Annotated in this window: 9 protein-coding genes; all 9 read left to right on the top strand. The window is 45.0% G+C overall.

The features are described from left to right. The first annotated feature begins 37 nt into the window (after positions 1-37). The 9 genes from MUCPA_RS24805 to MUCPA_RS24850 all read left to right on the top strand — a co-directional run bounded on the left by MUCPA_RS24805 (position 38) and on the right by MUCPA_RS24850 (position 18,763). Positions 38-3,286, top strand: a complete 3,249-nt coding sequence (locus MUCPA_RS24805; RefSeq protein ID WP_008510127.1) for a SusC/RagA family TonB-linked outer membrane protein — start codon at positions 38-40, stop codon at positions 3,284-3,286. A 29-nt stretch (positions 3,287-3,315) separates the two neighbouring features. Then, complete coding sequence (locus MUCPA_RS24810; RefSeq protein WP_008510128.1) at positions 3,316-5,229, top strand: RagB/SusD family nutrient uptake outer membrane protein; 1,914 nt, start codon at positions 3,316-3,318, stop codon at positions 5,227-5,229. A 43-nt stretch (positions 5,230-5,272) separates the two neighbouring features. Beyond that, positions 5,273-6,511, top strand: a complete 1,239-nt coding sequence (locus MUCPA_RS24815; RefSeq protein WP_008510129.1) for a DUF5000 domain-containing lipoprotein — start codon at positions 5,273-5,275, stop codon at positions 6,509-6,511. An 11-nt stretch (positions 6,512-6,522) separates the two neighbouring features. Continuing rightward, entirely contained in the window at positions 6,523-7,761 is a 1,239-nt protein-coding gene (locus tag MUCPA_RS24820; protein WP_008510130.1) for a DUF4998 domain-containing protein, read from the top strand. Positions 7,762-7,854: 93 nt separating this feature from the next. Continuing rightward, on the top strand, positions 7,855-10,206 hold the full coding sequence (locus MUCPA_RS24825; protein ID WP_008510131.1) for a glycoside hydrolase family 95 protein: 2,352 nt from the start codon (positions 7,855-7,857) through the stop codon (positions 10,204-10,206). Between the two features lie 5 nt (positions 10,207-10,211). After that, positions 10,212-11,426 carry an SGNH/GDSL hydrolase family protein gene (locus tag MUCPA_RS24830; protein WP_008510132.1) on the top strand — a complete coding sequence of 405 codons (1,215 nt, stop codon included), beginning with the start codon at positions 10,212-10,214 and terminating at the stop codon, positions 11,424-11,426. A gap of 38 nt (positions 11,427-11,464) precedes the next feature. Further along, positions 11,465-13,651 carry an alpha-galactosidase gene (locus MUCPA_RS24835; protein ID WP_008510133.1) on the top strand — a complete coding sequence of 729 codons (2,187 nt, stop codon included), beginning with the start codon at positions 11,465-11,467 and terminating at the stop codon, positions 13,649-13,651. A 31-nt stretch (positions 13,652-13,682) separates the two neighbouring features. Next, entirely contained in the window at positions 13,683-15,722 is a 2,040-nt protein-coding gene (locus tag MUCPA_RS24840; RefSeq protein WP_008510134.1) for an alpha-galactosidase, read from the top strand. Between the two features lie 1,490 nt (positions 15,723-17,212). Beyond that, a complete protein-coding gene (locus tag MUCPA_RS24850; protein ID WP_008510135.1) occupies positions 17,213-18,763 on the top strand; it encodes a reverse transcriptase domain-containing protein in 1,551 nt (516 codons plus the stop codon). Positions 18,764-19,623: the final 860 nt, after the last annotated feature.

A 19,623-nucleotide genomic window follows, 5' to 3' on the forward strand; every position in this document is an offset into this window, starting at 1 on the left:
GAATTGCTTCATTATTTATTATTTATGACCTCAATTTATGAACCTAATTTTACCAGACAAAAGTTTTAACGTACTTAAACAACTCTGTAGGCCGCTTGCAGGTTTTTGCTGCATACTTGCCTTAATTATCGCGCTGCCTGGTAGCAAGGCAAATGCGCAGGCCCCCGCTAAAATCACTATTACCGGTACGGTAAGGGATACCACTGGCGAAACCATTCCCGGGGCAACCGTTGCTATACTGGGCCGCACAAACGCCGGAACCAAAACCGATATGAACGGCAAATTTGTATTAGATGTAGTACCCGGCTCATCCATCAGGGTATCTTTTGTGGGCTACAAAGAACAGATTGTAGCTATAACCGCCAATACTAAGGTTGTGAACGTTAAGTTGCGGGCCACGGTAACGCAAACCGAGGAAGTGGTGATTACCGCTTACGGAAAAAAAGAACGGAAGGAAGCCGTAGTAGGTTCCGTAACGAGTATTGTTCCCAGCGAACTAAAAATACCCGCCAGCAATTTAACCAACGCCTTAGCCGGGCAGGTTGCAGGCCTGATTGCCTATCAGCCGAGCGGCCAGCCGGGGCTGGATAATTCGCAGTTCTTCATTCGTGGGGTAACCACTTTTGGCTATAACAAAAGCCCCCTCATTTTAATTGACAACGTAGAGCTATCGGCCAATGATCTTGCCCGTCTGCAAGTGGATGATATTGCCAGTTTCTCCATTTTAAAGGATGCCAGTGCAACGGCATTATACGGTGCACGTGGTGCCAACGGTGTTATTTTGGTTACCACTAAAGAGGGTAAAGTAGGGAAGGCTACCATCAATTTCAGGGTAGAAAATTCATCATCGCAGTCGGCCCAGACCATACAGCTTGCCGATCCTATTACCTACATGAGGCTTTTTAACGAAGCAACTACCACGCGTGATCCTTTAAGTCCGCAACCTTTCAGCCAAAATAAAATATTAAATACGCAGGCAACGCTTGCCGGAGCTAAAGGCAGCAACCCCTATGTATACCCGGCGGTTGACTGGCTGGACATGTTGTTTAAAAAACGCACCAACACGCAGCGTGCCGATATGAGCGTTAGCGGCGGCGGCGATGTGGCCCGCTATTACGTTGCCGGCTCTTATAACCTGGATCGTGGTATCCTGAAAGAAGATGTGGCTAACAATAACGACAACAACGTTAAATTTCAGAATTACCAATTACGGTCGAACGTTAATATCAACCTCACCAAATCAACTGAAATGGTTGTGCGCCTTTCGGGCACGTTCAGTGATTATAACGGCCCGCTGACTACCGACGCTTCTTTTTCTACCGATTTATATAATATAGCCATGCATACCAGCCCGGTATTGTTTCCGGCATATTTTCCTGCCGATTCGGCCAACTTAAAAACGAAGCACATTTTGTTCGGGAATGTAGGTGCTGCCAATAACATCAGTTATAATAACCCTTATGCGGCTTTACTGCGCGGGCATAAAAATTATACCGAGTCGCGCATATCGGCCCAACTGGAGATCAATCAAAATTTAAATATGATTACCCAGGGCCTCAATATACACGGCTTATTTCACACCAACCGGTATTCTTATTTTGATTCATCCGAAGGTTATTCGCCATTTTATTACAATGTAAATACTTACGACAAAACAACCAACAAGTATACCCTAACCTGGCTTAACCCACAGCCAACCGGTAATAATGTGGCTACCGAGTATCTGCAATACTCACCGGGTTCAAGCAGCCTAAACTCATACACCTTTTTTCAGGGTGTGATGGATTATAACCGCACATTTGGCGTGCATACGGTGAGCAGCTCGTTAATAGGTACTGCCCAGCAAACCATTTATGGTAACGCAGCCACCTTACCCAACGCGTTGCCTTACCGTAATTTAACCGTGGCAGGGCGTGCTACGTATTCGTACAAGGCTCGGTATTACTTAGAGTTTAACTTTGGGTACAATGGTACCGAACGCTTCTCGGAAGAGCATCGTTTCGGCTTTTTCCCAACCATCGGAGCATCATGGGTGATATCGAACGAAAAATTCTGGACTGATGAGCTGAACCACTTTATCAGCCGCTTAAAATTAAGAGGCAGCTACGGCACTGTAGGTAACGATAATATTGGTTCGCAACGTTTTTACTATACCTCGAGTGTTAACCTCAGCGGCGGTAACCCGGCATCGTTTGGTATCAACAACGGCTATACCCGCAACGGTGTAACAGTGTTAAATTACGCCAACTCAGACATCACCTGGGAAACATCGCGCCAAGCAAACGTTGGCTTAGAGTTTACCTTACTTAAAAACCTGAATGTGGTTGCCGAAGTTTACAAATATCACCGCTATAACATTCTGCAATCGCGCACATCGGTACCTACCACGCTGGGCCTTGAAGCGGGCATCAGCGCAAATTTAGGTACCGCAGATACTAAGGGTATCGATCTGTCGATGGATTATAAACAAAACATCGGCAAGGATTTTTGGGCGCAGGGAAGGGCCAACTTTACCTACGCCACCAGCAATTATGGCAACTACGAGGAGCCCCAATACAACGAAGCTTACCGTTACGAATCGGGCCAGCCCATTGGCCGCGCGTATGGTTATGTGGCCGAAAGGTTGTTTGTTGACGATGCCGAAGCCAGGAACTCGCCAAAGCAGATTTTCTCAACCAATGGCATACTCCCCAAAGGTGGCGACATCAAATACCGCGACCTGAATGGCGATGGGGTTATTGATGGTAAGGATCAAACCTTCCTGGGATATCCTACCGTTCCCGAAATTGTGTATGGTTACGGTATCTCAACCGGCTATAAAAACTTTGATCTGTCGGCATTTTTCCAGGGACAGGCGCATGTATCGTTCTTTATCGATCCAAGCAGGGTGAGCCCCTTCATTCAAAGCCCGGATCAATATGTGTATGGCAACACCCAACTGTTACAGGCATTTGCCGATAACCATTGGTCGGAAAGCAACCAGAACCTGTATGCCCTGTACCCGCGTTTGGGCGTAACCGGCAACCAGATTGAAAACAACAGGCAAAACAGTACCTGGTGGATGAGGAGCGGAGCATTTATGCGCTTAAAATCCTTAGAGGTGGGTTATACTTTACCCGCATCGCTATCTAAAAAGCTGGACCTGAAAAAATGCCGTGTATACTTTAACGGCCTCAACTTATACACCTGGAGCGCCTTTAAATTGTGGGACCCCGAACTGGGCGGCAACGGCTTTGCTTACCCAATACAAAAGGTATTTAACATTGGCGTTAACGTGAACCTGTAAATATTAATTTGATTTCAATAGTAGTGATCATGAAAATACAATATAAACATATTCTCCTGTTTGCCATTGCGGTATTCAGCATATCCTGCAAAAAGTATCTGGATGTTATTCCCGATAATACAGGTACGCTCGATTATACCTTCAGGAACAGGAACGAGGCCGAGAACTATCTTTTTACCTGTTATGCAACGCTGCAGCAGCTTAATGATATTACATCAAACGCCGGTTTTACCACCTCGTCCGAAATTATTTATCCCAATAATTTAACCAACCATCCCATCAACGAAATTGGTTTCGCTTTAATCAGGGGTACGCAATCGTCAAATATTCCCGGCCTTGATTTTTGGGATGGCGAAAACTCAGGCCAGGCGGTCTACCGGGCTATACGCCGGTGTAATACCATGTTAGAGAACATTGATGAGCCGGCCGACTTAACCCCTGCCGAAAAATCGCGCTGGATAGCCGAGGTTCAGTTTTTAAAAGCTTATTATCATTATTACCTGGCCCGTATGTACGGCCCAATACCTATTGTAGATAAAAATCTGCCGGTTACAGCTTCAACCGAAGAAGTGCGCGTTAAGCGTGCGCCGATGGATACCGTTTGCAATTACATTGTGGGGTTATTGGATAAAGCGATACCTAATTTGCCGCCGGTGATCCAAAACCAGGCGCAGGAATTGGGCCGCATTACACAATTAATTGCCTTGTCGGTTAAAGCCGAGGTATTGGTTATGCAGGCCAGCCCATTATTTAACGGCAACCCAGATTATGCGGGCTTTAAAGATAAGAGCGGTACAGCCTTATTTTCACCAACCTATGATGTTAACAAATGGGTAAAGGCTGCAGCAGCATGTAAAACCGCCATTACCCAGTGCGAAGCACAAGGTTTAAGGCTTTATACTTTTACCCCGCCTGCCACTATCCCCGGTAATTTATCCGACTCGCTTAAAAAAGTATTAACTATCCAGAATACGGTAACCGAACGTTGGGAACTTAACCCCGAATTGATATGGGCCTTAAACCCAACCTGGGGATGGCAAGGGTATTGCACCCCAAGGCTAACAGCCAAGGCGCTGGCTAATCCGTTTTCAAACCCCGGAACATTTGCCGTACCGATATCAACAACCGAGTTGTTTTATACCGACAAAGGTGTACCCATTAACGAAGATAAAACCTGGGGATACAGCAGCCGCTATAATTTGCAAACCGGCGATAATGCCAGTCGTTTTTATGTTGAAAAAGGCTATACTACTGTTAGGGCACACTTTGCCCGCGAACCCCGGTTTTATGCCAATATCGGTTTTGACGGCGGCGTATGGTTTGGCAACGGCGTATTAAGTCAGGAAAACGCTTACTATATCCAAGCCCGTGGCAACAGCTCGTTAGCCGGCCCGCAGGATCTGATATTTTTAAACGTAACAGGTTACTGGCCTAAAAAATTGGTGAACTATACTTCTGTTTATGATGACGGCTTTATCCCGGTTGACTTCAGGATGCCGTTGATGCGTTTAGGCGGACTTTACCTGCTTTACGCTGAGGCGCTTAATGAAGCCAGCGGCCCCGTAGCCGATGTATTTACTTATATTGATAAGGTAAGGGCAAGGGCTGGTTTACAAGGTGTGCAAGCTTCCTGGGCGGCGTATTCAAACAACCCTACCAAGTTTTCAAGCAAAGACGGTATGCGCCAGATCATCCATCAGGAAAGGCGCATAGAGTTGTGTTTTGAGGCGCAAAGCGGATGGGACCTTCGCCGCTGGAAAGAGTTGCAAAGCGTATTGAGCGTGCCTTTACAGGGATGGAGTATTTACGAAAACCAGGCGCTCAACTATTATCGCCCGTCAACCGTAATTACCCCGGTATTCGGGTTGAAAAATTATTTATGGCCCATTAAAGATGATGATCTGATTGTTAATCCTAACCTGGTTCAAAATCCTTACTGGTAAAATCATACAGTTAACTTAATTGATATAAACTTAACTCAACGTTATGAAAAATATAAATATTTACGGTTTAAAATTTTTGCTGTACGGGTTGCTGCTCATGGTGATTGTATCATGTAAACGCGACGATGGCTTTAATGCCCCCGTTTCAACCGATCTTACCAAGCCGGGCGTGGTAACCAATATTAAGGTGACTAACTTTAACGGCGGCGCGTACATTACCTACTCGTTACCCAATTCGCCCAATCTTTTGTATGTGCAGGCAGACTATCGAATAAATGGTTCAACAACCAGGCAAACCAAGGCCAGTTACTATACCGATACGGTAACTGTTGACGGTTTTGCCAAGAGCCAGGATTATGAGGTTACCTTACATGCGGTAAGCAGGGCTAACGTGATGTCTGACGCGGTGGTAGTGCATGTGCATCCGCTAACACCGGTTTACCTGATGGTAAAACCTACAGCTTTGCTTTCTGCCGATTTTGGCGGAGTGAATATCTCGGCACTCAACCCGCTTAAAAAGCCCATCGGGCTAATATTGATCGCGATTGATCCATCTACTAAAGGATACGAAATTGTTGATCAGCATTATACCAACCAGGATACCAGTAATTATTCTATTCGCGGATATAATACCACGCCCCGTAAATTCGGGGTGTACGTTACCGATCAGTTTGGCAACGTGTCTGATACCACCTTTGCTACCATAACGCCCATCTTCGAAACGATGTTGGATAAAGGTAAATTTTTTAAATATCTCACGGCTACCGATAGCCCGATAGGCTATGGCTGGGAATTACCTTACCTGTGGGATGGCAAAACCGATGGTTACAGCAATGGCTGGCATACCTTGCCCGGTGCACCCGCGCCTATGCAATGTACTTTTGGCCTGGGTGTAAATGCTAAGCTGAGCCGCTTTATTTTATGGGAAAGGCCTAATGAGTTTTCTTTCTCGCATGCTAATCCCAAAGATTTTACGCTCTGGGGATCGGCCAAGGCATCACCCGCCGATGTGTTGTTACCTAAGTCGTCACCCATAGGTACAGTGGTTGGCGACTGGACAAACCTGGGGAACTACCGGTATCCAGATCCACCATCGGGCTTGCCGCCGGGTTTAGCAGCCAATAACCCTTCCGACCAGGCCTTTGTACTGGCCGGTGTAAACTTCAACGTATCCATCACCAGTCCGGCTGTACGGGTATTGCGGATAGACGTTGCCGATACCTGGTCGGGCGGAGACTATGCGCACTTAATGGAAATCTCACTTTACGGTAACCCCCAATAGTTTGTCAGATCATGAAGAAGAACTTAAATATGAAAATCGTTTTAAATATTTCTCTTTGCCTGGGCTTGCTGATATTGGTATTTGTAGGCTGTGGTAAAAAGGATCAGGACTTTAAATCATTTTTAAACGGGCACGAGGTAGTTTACCCGGGCCTGGTTACTACTACCAGTTATGGGCCAGGTAATTTGCGCACTGCGCTTTACTGGCACCCCAGTACCGACCCCAGTATAACCAAATACCTGATATACTGGAACAACAAGGCCGATTCGATGGTGGTAAACGCCACCAGCCATACGCCCACCGATTCGGTAAAGGTGATTATACCCAACCTGCTGGAATACGTATACACGTTTACCGTTTACTCGCTCGATGCCAAAGGCAACCGTTCTATTCCGCTTGATATCAGTAATGTGCGCGTTTACGGCCCTGTATATCAATCCCGCTTGCTCAACCGCGCTTACGATCCGGTTACGCCCTATGTAGTTAACGCTAATGGCTCGGTGACCTTAAATTTTAGCGCGCCCGATACCATTAACATTTCTACCGACATCCGTTATACCAATACATCGGGGACGGTAGTTGAAAAACCTTTGGCACCCACGGCAAATTCCATCACGCTGACGGATTATAAATCGGGCACTACTGTACAATACCGCTCCTCGTATATTCCGGTTAAAAGTGCTATCGATGTGTTCACCGCGCCCCAATACAGCGACTTTCCGCAGATATTCAGCCTGGTGCAGTGCGATAAATCGTTATTCGCCAAAGTTAAATTGCCTAACGATATGAATCCGTACGAAGGAGATACCGATATCGACCGGCTTTGGGATGGCAGCGTTGGCCCGCAGGGCTTCCCCAATATTTTCCATAGCGATGGGGCGCATGCACTGCCGCAGGTACTCACTTTTGATATGGGAAAGATATACAATAACCTGGCACAGGTAGAAGAAACAGGCCGTAACTGCTGCCATAACCCTAACGATTACGAAATATGGGGAATAGCCAGCTTAACCGGCGCCACTACAACCCTGCAACCAAATGATAGCGGCTGGCCGGCCGAGGCCGTTGCCAAAGGATGGACGCTTTTACAGGAAGTTAACCGCAGCGACGATGGGCAGGCGGCATTAAAATCTGCCTTGATAGCCAACCCGCCGCCGGTACGTTATATCCGCATCCGCATTAAGCATAATACGGATAATGAGGGTAGCTATACCAACTTGAGTGAAATTACATTGTGGAATAAACAATAACAAACAAGGCTTACCTTTCGGGATGTAATTGCACCCCGAAAGGTATTTATCTAAAATCATCCCGTAAAGGAAACCCGAATTGATAGAATATATATGGCTAAAAGGCATTTAATACACCTGTGGTTATTTTGTTTACTGTTACCTTGTTTAAGTTTTGGCCAAAGCCATCCGTTGCGCTTGTGGTATAATAAGCCTGCCCAAATGTGGGAAGAAACCCTGCCATTGGGTAACGGCCGTTTAGGTATGATGCCCGATGGAGGCGTGAGCCAGGAAACCATTGTTTTAAACGATATCACCTTATGGTCGGGTGCGCCGCAGGATGCTAACAATTACCAGGCTTACAAAAGTCTGCCCCAAATCAGGAAGCTGCTGATGGAAGGCAAAAACGATGAAGCGCAGGCCCTGGTTGACCAAGCATTCATTTGTACCGGCAAGGGCTCGGGCGGTGTAAATTATGGCTGCTACCAGGTATTGGGCAATTTGAGTTTAAACTTTCAATATCCTGATCATAACACAGCTAACTCGCCGGTAAACTACCAAAATTATGAGCGGGAGTTAACACTTGATAATGCTATAGCCAAATGTACGTACCAGGTAAACGGGGTAACCTATAAACGGGAATATATAACCAGTTTTGGCGATGACGTTGATATCATTAAGCTCACCGCCGATAAGCCGGGGCAGCTTAATCTGAGTATTGGTATAAGCCGGCCTGAGCGTTCGGCTACAAGCGTGGCCAATGGTGCGTTGCAGATGGAAGGCCAGCTTGACAATGGGATTGATGGAAAAGGGATGCAATACCAGGCCATAGTAAAAGCAGAGCAGCAAGGCGGCAGCGTAAATTATAGTTCCAGCCAGATCAATATTAAGGATGCCACATCGGTCATCATCTATATTTCGGCAGGTACCGATTTTCGTAATCCGCATTTTAAACAAAGCATCCAAAGCGTATTAACTAAAGCTATCCAAAAGCCATATTCGCTGCAAAAGCAGCAACATATTGCCCGTTATCAAAAGTTGTTTAACCGCGTACATGTTAATCTGGGTGCCGAACCGGCAAAAGAGCTGACTACCGACCAAAGGTTAATTGCCTTTCACGCTGACCGCAAAGCTGATAATGGCTTACCGGCCTTGTTTTTTCAGTTTGGCAGGTATTTAAGTATTTGCAGCACCAGGGTGGGCCTGTTGCCACCAAACTTGCAAGGCCTGTGGGCCAACCAGATCAGCACACCGTGGACAGGTGATTATCACCTGGATGTTAACGTACAGATGAATCATTGGCCGCTCGAGGTTGCCAATCTATCAGAACTCAACTTGCCGCTGGCAGACCTGGTGAAACGTATGGTGCCTCATGGCGAAAAAACTGCAAAGGCCTATTATAATGCCAAAGGCTGGGTGGCCCATGTAATTACCAATGTATGGCAGTTTACCGAGCCCGGCGAAAGTGCATCCTGGGGAGCAACCAAAGCCGGTTCCGGCTGGCTGTGCGATAATTTGTGGGAGCACTATGCCTTTACAAACGATGTAAATTACCTGCGCGATATTTACCCCGTATTGAAGGGAGCGGCACAATTTTATAACGATATGCTGATCAAAGATCCTAAGAGCGGCTGGCTGGTAACCTCGCCCTCTTCATCTCCCGAAAATAGTTTTTACCTGCCTAACGGCAAACATGCCAGCATTTGTTTAGGCCCCACCATTGATAATCAGATTATCCGCGAACTGTTTAACAATGTGATAACAGCGTCCGGCAAGTTAGGCGTAGATGCCGCTTTAAGCGCCGAGTTGCAGCAAAGAGTTACGCAATTACCGCCACCCGGCAGAATTGCGAGCGATGGCCGTATTATGGAGTGGATGGAAGAATATAAAGAAACAGAACCGCAGCACAGGCACATCTCTCACCTGTATGGCTTATACCCGGCATCGCTGATCACCAGTAACCATACCCCCGCATTAGCTGAAGCAGCAAAAAAAACGCTCGAGGTAAGGGGAGACGATGGACCCGGCTGGTCTATAGCTTATAAAGCCTTATTTTGGGCACGTTTACATGATGGCGACCGCGCCTATAAATTATTTTGCGGCTTGATGAAGCCTACCATCAAAACAGATATGAATTACGGCGCAGGCGGTGGTATTTATCCTAATTTATTGGATGCCGGGCCACCTTTCCAGATTGATGGTAACTTTGGCGGGGCCGCGGCTGTGGCCGAAATGTTGCTGCAAAGCAACGCAGGTTTTATTGAATTACTGCCTGCCATACCCAGCGAATGGAAGGCAACGGGCAAAGTACAGGGCTTAAAGGCCCGCGGTAATTTTACGGTAGATATGGAATGGAAAAACGGCAAAGTGATCAGTTACAAAATTGCCTCTGCGCAGCCGCGCCAGGTAAAAATCAAGGTTAACGGTATGGTTAAAACCATCACTTCAGAAAAACTGAAAAGCTAATACCAATGACGATTAAAAAATATATAGCACTGTTGTTTTTAATCGCAGTTTCTGCCACGGTTTCAGCGCAGTTAAAAAGTGAAAACTACATTAGCCAATACGGTAACCTCAGTCACTTTTTTAAATGTGTAAGGCAAAATAAAAAGGCTACCGTAGCATTTTTAGGTGGCTCGATAACCAATATGGATGGTTGGCGTAATTTGGTTTGTGATGATTTGGTAAAAAACTATCCCGGCGTAAAATTTAAGTTTATCAACGCGGGCATCCCATCTTTAGGCAGTTTGCCGCACGCTTTCAGGTTACAGCGCGACGTTTTGGACAAAGGCGATATCGACCTGCTCTTTATCGAATCGGCAGTGAACGATAAGGTAAACGGCACACCGGCAAAAATACAACAGCGAGCCTTAGAGGGCATCATCAGGCACGTGCATGCTGCCAATGCAAAAACCGATATGGTGCTGATGGCCTTTATTGACCCCGAAAAGATAAAGGAATATGCCGCCGGAAAAATACCGGCCGAGGTGCACTTACACCAGGACCTGGCCAAATACTATCACTTAGATTTTATTAACCTGGCCAAAGAGATTAGCGACCGTATAGCCGCCCGCGAATTTACCTGGGATAAGGATTTTGTGAGCCTGCATCCATCGCCTTTTGGCATGCGGCTTTACTTTAATACAATTAAAACCTTATTGCAAAAAGCCGCCGGAGATTCAAAACCGACGAAATCTCATTTCCCGGCACCGATAGATCAGGATAGTTATATCAAAGGGCACTTTCTGGATGTTCATCAGTCAGACGCGCTCAAAGCAGATAGCTTGAATTTGAAGGCTGATCCTGGAGATTCAAAATTTAGCATCATCGAAGACTGGGTACCCGGCGATAAAGTATCTACACGGGAGGGTTTTGTGCATATCCCCGTATTACAAGCCACGCGGCCTGGCGCTACTTGCCATATCAACTTTAAGGGGAGGGTAATCGGCATCGGCGTATTATCAGGCCCGGATGCCGGGCTTATCCATTATAGCATTGACGGCAAAGCTTATGCGCCGGTTAACTTGTATACCGATTGGAGCGATGGTTTGCATTTGCCTTTTTACTTTATATTGGCTGATGATTTAAAGCCAGGTAAACATAGTCTGGAAATAAGGCCGGATATCAAATCCGATAAAAGATCAAAGGGTACGGCGGTACGGATCTTTGCTTTTTTGGAAAATTAATAACCTGGACTGAATAGCACCATATAAACACTGATGAGATGAACTTGAAATTTTTTAAAACTGCATTTTTTTTGGCGGCCATTGTGCTTTGTTTTAAAGCCGATGCTCAAATTATCCCGATAGAAACCAGCCATAATGCGCTGGTTTTACAGGCCGATGCGCAGCATAATTTAACAACGCTGTATTTTGGCACAAAGCTGGGTAATGTAAAAGAGTATGAGCTGGTACCGGGCAACTACAAGCAAAACGAAGATCTATCAGGGTTGATGGCATCGGCCTATACACCATCCGGTTCGCGTAATTTGCTGGAGCCCGCCATAACGGTTACCCATGCCGATGGTAATAACTCCTTAGATCTTCGGTATGTGAGCCATAGCGTTGAGCGCATCAGCGATGATGTATCCCTGCTGCGTATCGTACTTCGTGATCCCGTTTATCAGTTTGAAGTTACGCTCAACTATAAATCATATTTCCGCGATGATGTGATTGAGCAGTGGAGTACCATAAAGCACAGCGAAAAAGGCAACGTTATCCTCCAGAAATTTGCTTCGGCAAACCTGCATTTAAAGGCCTCGAGCTTTTGGCTTACGCAATACCACGGCGATTGGGCCAAAGAAATGCAGCCTGAAGAATCAAAATTAACGCACGGCATCAAAACGCTTGATAGTAAATTAGGTACCCGTGCTAATCTGTTCCAGCCGTCGGTGTTTATGGTATCTTTAGATCAGCCCGCAACCGAGGACGCCGGTACCGTACTTTATGGCGCGTTGGAATGGAGCGGTAATTTCCGTACCGACCTGGAGCTCGATCCGCAAGATAACCTGAGGATTATATCCGGCATTAACAATTACGCTTCGCCGTATCCGCTTAAACCTAACGAAGTATTTGAGACCCCCGCGTTTTTATACACCCTATCCAGCCAGGGCAAAGGCGATGCCAGCCGCAAGCTGCAACATTGGGCGCGTAATTATAAAGTATTGGATGGTACAGGCTCACGCTTAACGCTGCTGAACAACTGGGAATCTACCTTTTTTGATTTTGATGAACAGAAATTGGCCCTGCTTTTAAGCGATACCAAGAAGCTGGGTGTTGATCTGTTTTTGCTTGATGATGGCTGGTTCGGTAACAAATACCCACGCAATGGCGATCATTCCGGTTTAGGCGATTGGCAGGAAAACAAAAAGAAATTGCCAAATGGCGTAGCATCCCTGGTAAAGGAGGCCGAAAAGGACGGGGTAAAGTTTGGGATATGGATAGAGCCTGAAATGGTTAACCCTAAAAGCGAATTGTATGAGCAGCACCCTGATTGGGTGATCAAACAGCCCAAACGAGACGAACATTATATGCGCAACCAACTGGTGCTCGATCTGAGTAACCCTGCCGTACAGGATTTTGTGTTCGGGATAGTTGATAACCTGTTTACCAAAAATCCCGCGCTGGCGTATTTGAAATGGGATTGTAACTCCCTTATATTTAACGCCTATTCGGCACATCTTAAAAACCAGTCGCAGTTTTATGTCGAATATGTCCGGGGGCTTTACAAGGTGCTGAGCCGCGTGCGGGCCAAATATCCAAAGGTGCCTATGATGCTGTGCTCGGGCGGCGGTGGCCGGGTTGATTATGCCGCGCTGCAATACTTTACCGAGTTTTGGCCCAGCGATAATACCGAACCGCTTGAACGTATTTTTATCCAGTGGGAATACTCTTACTTCTATCCGGCTATAACCAGCTCAAACCATGTTACCGACTGGGGAAAGCAACCTCTTAAGTTTCGTACCGATGTAGCCATGATGGGTAAATTGGGCTTTGATATCGTAGTGAGTAAGTTAAGTGAAACCGATTTAAGGTTTGCCCAGGATGCCGTTAAAACCTATAACCAGCTTAAGGCCACCATTTGGCAGGGCGACCAGTATCGTTTAGCCGACCCGCGCGGTAATAGCGTGGCCGCTATAGCCTATGTGAACGAGCAAAAAACATCAGCCGTGATATTTAACTACTTGGTTAACTACCGCTATGATGAGCGCAGTAAACTCCCCATCCGTTTAAAAGGACTGGATGCGGGCAAGAAATATACCGTTAAAGAGATCAACCTGTATCCGGGTAAAAACACGGATATTAAGAGTGACCGTACTTACACGGGCGATTTTTTAATGAAGATAGGCTTTAACCCCAACGTAAATGCCGACCGTACCAGCGTAGTTTTAAAACTCGACGAAGCTTTATGATGTGATAACGATAAAAAAAGCAACTCTTTTGATGATGATTTGCTGGCTTAATATAACTGCGGTATCTGCGCAATTACATCAGTTGCCCAACTCCAGTGTGGTTAATATCCCTTATGGAAAAAACAACCTGCTGGTTTACAATTTGCAAACTGGTACTTTAACAGTAAGCTTTAATGGCCATGCCGTTATTGCCGGAGCATTTGCCAGCGTTAAAAATGGCGATAATGCCATTACCAGTAAGCAGTACACCCACCGGCAGCTGGCAAAACAGGCCCTGGCCGATCAGCAGGGTAGGGGTACAAAATATACCATCACCTTAACCGGAGATCAGTTGCCGGTTATGGAGCAGGTATTTTATATTTACCAAAGCCAGGACTATTTTTTTACAGATGTTTGGCTAAAGGGGACTGCCCTGAGCAGTAATTATATGGCGCCCCTGGTAGCCCCGGAGGGGGATATTCTGCAAAAGGGAGACGTGCGCGATCTGTTTGTGCCTTTTGATAACGATACCTTTATCCGTTACAACGCCAAAGCCGTTGGCGATGGGCTGGATAACACCAGCTCGGAAGTTGGGGCTGTTTACGAAAATCAGAGCCGTGCCGGTTTAGTCATCGGTTCGGTAGAACACTTGGTATGGAAAACCGGAGTTAAAACCAGTGCCAGGTACAATAAACTTAGCGGTATCGAGGTTTGGGGGGGCTACACTGCCGAACCGGTAACACGCGACAAAATGGCCCATGGAACTATTACCGGAGATCACATTAAATCGCCAAAAATATTTGTTGGTTACTTTACCGACTGGCGCCAGGGCATGGAGCTTTATGCCAAAAGCAACCGCAGGTTCGAAAAGCCTTTTGTGTTTAACTGGAACAAGGCCACGCCGGTGGGCTGGAACAGTTGGGGCGTACTGCAAGACCATATAACTTATGACAAAGTGATTAAGGTTGCCAGTTTTTTTGCCGACAGCATGAAAACGTTCCGTAGCGGCAATACCGCTTTTATTGATCTGGATGCCTTTTGGGATTACATTACTCCCGGTGGCCTGAACGGAGATATGGCACCGCTCAAGCGGTTTGTAGCTTACTGTAAAAGCAAAGGCCTTTCACCCGGCGTATACTGGGCGCCTTTTACCGATTGGGGCTGGAAAGGGCCAGGAGTACGAAAGGTAGAAGGATCTGATTACAGTTATAACGAGATATGGACCAAAGTTAACGATGGCTATCATGATTTAGATGGTGGCCGCGCGCTTGATCCCACACATCCGGGAACACAGCAGCGCATGGCCTTCACTTTAAAAAGGCTCAAGGATTGTGGTTTCGAGATGATCAAGATAGACTTTTTGGCACACGGCGCCATTGAATCGAACGGATTTTATAATAAAAACATTAAAACCGGGATGCAGGCTTACCGCGTTGGCATGGAATATTTGGTTAAACAACTGGGCAGCCAGATGCTCATCTATGCGGCTATATCGCCCAGTTTGGCTACAGCCCGGTACGTACATACGCGCCGCATAGCATGCGATGCTTTCCACTCGATGGATAACTCTCAATACACACTCAACAGCATCAATTACGGATGGTGGCAAACGTATGCTTACAACTATGTGGATGCCGATCATATTGTTTTTGATCATGAAACACCGGGTATCAACCGGATCCGCCTCACATCCGGCTTAATTACAGGCCCGCTGCTTACCGGTGACGACTATTCGGCGGATGGCCCCTGGAAGCACGTTGCGCAATCCTATTTGCAAAACAAAGAAGTTTTAAAACTGATTGCCCACGGAACCGCTTTCCAACCGGTTGAAGCCAACACGAACGATCAATGCGGCAATTATTATGTCCGCCGCTTTGGCGATGTGGTTTACCTGGCCGTTTTTAATTTTTCTTCAAACGCCCAACACCTTAGGCTTGACGCTGAACGGATAGGGCTCAAAAAAAATGCAGTTTATTCGGTGCAGGATATCTATCAGGGCACGTCGAAGCAAAGCCACGCGGAGTTTGATATTGATTTGCCCCAACATGATGCAGTTATTTATAAAATTGAGATCAGGGTGCATGGCCGGTAAAATGGATCAGCAAGAAAGAAATGCCACAGTTTCCATTTTTTTAATGTCTTAAAAATGTGACCGGTTTCTGCCTTATTTGTTCTTCAATCCTATCTGATGATTTGAATAGTCGGTTAAATATTCGTTGCTGATAAAAAAAACAAGGCTAAAGATCGTCCTGGTATCTCCGGAATTATTGGGATTTTGCACCGCGGTTAAATTGGCAGATCTGATGTTATTGTGATAAGTTTACAAGCGAGGAAAAAAGTCAAATTTGAAAGGACGAGGCGTTAAATTTCAAAGGCATATCTGCTAGCCAGTTGACTCAATCAGTAACTCTCTTAATGAATGCTGGATTTCAAGGTACAATTAATATGAAGGTTTTAATTCAAGCAACTCGGTGGTTATTAGTTATACTGATTATCGCAGTCATGTTTTTAATGATGTTATACCATGCATCTGGTCATAATATTCCATTTAAAACAGATGCAACATATATTGGAATAATTGCAGGATTAATTGTTTTGCATATAGTGTTGGGCGTTTTTAAACGTAGATTATAACTGGGGAGTTACCAAAAATGAAACAGTTAAAAAATAAATATGAAACTCAACACTACTGCAATATTAGTCGCCATTATTTATAATGTAAATATTTTTTTTCGCCGCACATTTCAACGATGCCAAATGCTACGTCTATGGTTTATATATCCGGTTGCTCCATCGCTACCGCAAGAGTCCTCGCTTGTGGTCATCATGCTAAGCAACCAGCATGCTATGCAGTAGTACACGGGGTGAATGAATTGTAAGCCTATAGACTGCCTAAATCCACACGAGGACGTATGCGTTAGCGGGCGAACCAATTGTGCAAGGTTCTTTCGGTAAGATCCACCCAGTGATTGCTCGTTCACGTTTTTGGCAAAATTGCCGCCGCTTTCATTGACATTATTAACCCTTGATTCGCATTAATCACTATTTATATCCAATGTGGAAAACTACACGAACTAATTAATTTCTTTTTTATGTAACTTTACATTGCCCGAGGGGATCATTTGATCAGGCTGAGGGGGAATTTTTAAAGTTAATCAAATTCTTAATAAGTACCAAAGCAAAGATGGTTGTCCTCAGGTAACGCTGAGACGCTGTTTCGCCATGTACTGCTTCATTGGTTAAGACTTGTTTAGCAATCATAGTAATTATGTGTTTAAATCAGCTCCGCTGGAAACGGGAATACCGAAGAGAGTTTCAACAGCAGGAACCTCGAAGTCCGGGAGGCTTGAAATCGATTCAGTCAAATCGTATAATTGCCCGGAGGGTTGTATTGGATCGCTAATACAATCTGTAAGTGCCTACAGAGTTTTTTGTTGGCCAAGTGTGGAAAAGGTTGGTAAAGGTGTAAGTCCTTGAATGATTGGAGTGGTCATTAGCCTCGCAGTGCAAAGACATTGTGCATTAGCTGGAAAGTTTAGACTGAAGATACTTTCCAGCTAATGTCCCAATAAAAAACTTTCTATGTCCTTCGATTCGCAAATTTGGTCTGAATTTGAAATTAAAGCAAAAACTTCGTTTCCTAAAAGTTACGCTCATTTTGACCGTCCTTTTAATATTGAAATTGCGCTTGCTGAACTGAAATCATTACTAGGAGATCCCTCGGGTCGTGGAATTGCGCAGCATCCCTTTTTGCCATTTTTGAAAATTATCCTCAAAACACCACGTTACCGTTATGAAGAGGAATTAGGAACTTATGCTTTGAAAACTAAGGAACGTCCTATTTCTTTCGCGTCTCATTTTGACGCATTAATTATAAGTTATTTTGACCTTCTGTTAAAACGGCGTTATCAAGAATTTATCAGATCAAAAGGATTTTCGGAGAGTGTACTCGCTTACCGCGATGATTTGAATGGACTATGTAACATCCAATTTGCGAAGGAAGTCTTCGATCAAGTCAAACATCGTTCAACGCCAACTGGCTTATACACTGCTATGGGCTTTGACATTAAAGGATATTTTGATAGCATACCGCATGGGGAACTCAAGAAGCAATGGTCTACAGTGCTGGGAGTTCCAAAATTAGATGCTAATACATTTGCGGTATTTAAAACGCTAACAGCATATAGTTACACCAATTCTGACTCTCTAAAAAAACATTTTAATTATACCCGCGTTCCAAAAGGAAAATGTTTGTTGGATGTAATGCCAAAAACAATGACCAAAGCAAGTCGTAGTCATGAAATTTTCAACTATTTACGAAGTCGAAAATTGATCGTACAGAATAAGGCCGTTTTGAAAATCACTGATCCAAATCATCCATTAGGAATTGGAGAACTGCCGGTAGGCATTCCACAGGGCTCACCAATTAGTGCTACTTTGTCAAACGTTTATTTATTGCAGTTTGACATGCATATGTACAATTTTTGCAGCAATATGGGTTGCATTTACAGGCGTTATTGTGACGATATTATCATCGTATGTAAAACAAAAGACAAAACATACCTTCATAATCGGCTATGTCAACAAATTGATTTTCACGGTTTGACCATTCAAAGTAAAAAGACAGAAATTATCGATTTTCGTTTTGTAAACAAACATTTGTTAGCATTTGACGGGCATCCTAAAGCTATTTTAGATAGAAGAAAGAAATTACAATACCTAGGGTTTGAGTTTGATGGAGAAAGAGTGTATTTAAGGCCAGGCAGTTTGAGTACTTATTTTCGAAAAATGAAGTCCGGCATCCGAAATACTTTAATTAAGGCTTATGGGAAAAAATCACAAGGGCCTAAACTTTTAATAAAAGATCTAATTGAAAGTTATAGTCACATAGGACGCAATAATTTCGTTGCATATGCTTATCGCTCGGCCTCAAATACTTACGGGAGAGGGAAAAGAATAAAACAAGGATTTGATTCTCCACAAATTAGAAATCAACTGTCTCGGCATTTTCAAATATTGTTAAGTGAAATCAACCAAGAAAATGTGCAACGACATTCATTGAAAAAAAAAGAAATTATTCATAAGCTAAGGATCGGTAAGAAAGCGAAAATGCCGGTTAAAAGAATTATGTAATTTCATACCAAGTTGTTCTTTACTTCGGGTGAGGAGATAGTTTAGATTATAAGGAAAGTGGAGAGTTTACAACGGTAACTGGTGACGTGAAGATATATTTGTGATCTCCCATACGCTACCGCAAGCGTAGCTTACTGTAGCTGATGCTAAGTAACCGAGTTGTCCGTAGTGTTCCGCTGTTCGAATGTCTCCGACTTCGAACGACTATGCCCGTAGTTTTCAAACTACAGTAAGCTTGTCTCCCCAGCTGGCGCGAGTATGACGGGTTGGGCCAAAGCGTAAAGGCTACTCGTGCCCTGCGTTCTGGTAGCCAAAATGCTATATTGTAGTAAATTTGAGAAACAAAATACTGCTTGCAAAGTAACCGGCAATGCGGTATTTTTATTGTTAACGAGTACCCACTATACCCGGTTGAATGGGGAATAGTAGCCCGGAATATTACGTACACAGCAGCGCAATGGATTATTATGGTGTGCCGGGATTAATGGATACCTTGTTGGTTGAACCGGAGGTAATGTAAACCAAAGGCATCATCCTGGTCACGAGTAGCCACCCGCGCAGGCGGCCCCGTCATACTCGCGCCAGAGGAGATGTTTTGAACCTTAGTGATCTTCTCTTGTACACAGGCAAAGTGCGCAAAGGCCAGACTGCACGCCGGGCCGGGTTTTGGCCTGTGGGCGGAAGGATCGGGCAGTCTTGACGTTATTCACCTGTTGTTTGTTTTTTTTAAGGTGTTCATGAGCTCCCTACGGTCGGTTTTGGTTACTTTTGTGCCAAGACAAAAGTAACAGCCCTTCACGCGGCGACTGAGCGTGCCGATGTTTTAAATTGAGAATACTGATTATTAACGCAATAATAGA

The sequence above is a fragment of the Mucilaginibacter paludis DSM 18603 genome (genome assembly GCF_000166195.2).
GTDB lineage: Bacteria > Bacteroidota > Bacteroidia > Sphingobacteriales > Sphingobacteriaceae > Mucilaginibacter > Mucilaginibacter paludis.

Excerpts from the sequence above, each read along its gene's own strand:
- MUCPA_RS24810 (WP_008510128.1), top strand. The coding sequence starts at position 3,316 with ATGAAAATACAATATAAACATATTCTCCTGTTTGCCATTGCGGTATTC.
- MUCPA_RS24830 (WP_008510132.1), top strand. The coding sequence starts at position 10,212 with ATGACGATTAAAAAATATATAGCACTGTTGTTTTTAATCGCAGTTTCT.
- MUCPA_RS24815 (WP_008510129.1), top strand. The coding sequence starts at position 5,273 with ATGAAAAATATAAATATTTACGGTTTAAAATTTTTGCTGTACGGGTTG.
- MUCPA_RS24840 (WP_008510134.1), top strand. The coding sequence starts at position 13,683 with ATGATGATTTGCTGGCTTAATATAACTGCGGTATCTGCGCAATTACAT.
- MUCPA_RS24835 (WP_008510133.1), top strand. The coding sequence starts at position 11,465 with ATGAACTTGAAATTTTTTAAAACTGCATTTTTTTTGGCGGCCATTGTG.
- MUCPA_RS24820 (WP_008510130.1), top strand. The coding sequence starts at position 6,523 with ATGAAGAAGAACTTAAATATGAAAATCGTTTTAAATATTTCTCTTTGC.
- MUCPA_RS24850 (WP_008510135.1), top strand. The coding sequence starts at position 17,213 with ATGTCCTTCGATTCGCAAATTTGGTCTGAATTTGAAATTAAAGCAAAA.
- MUCPA_RS24825 (WP_008510131.1), top strand. The coding sequence starts at position 7,855 with ATGGCTAAAAGGCATTTAATACACCTGTGGTTATTTTGTTTACTGTTA.
- MUCPA_RS24805 (WP_008510127.1), top strand. The coding sequence starts at position 38 with ATGAACCTAATTTTACCAGACAAAAGTTTTAACGTACTTAAACAACTC.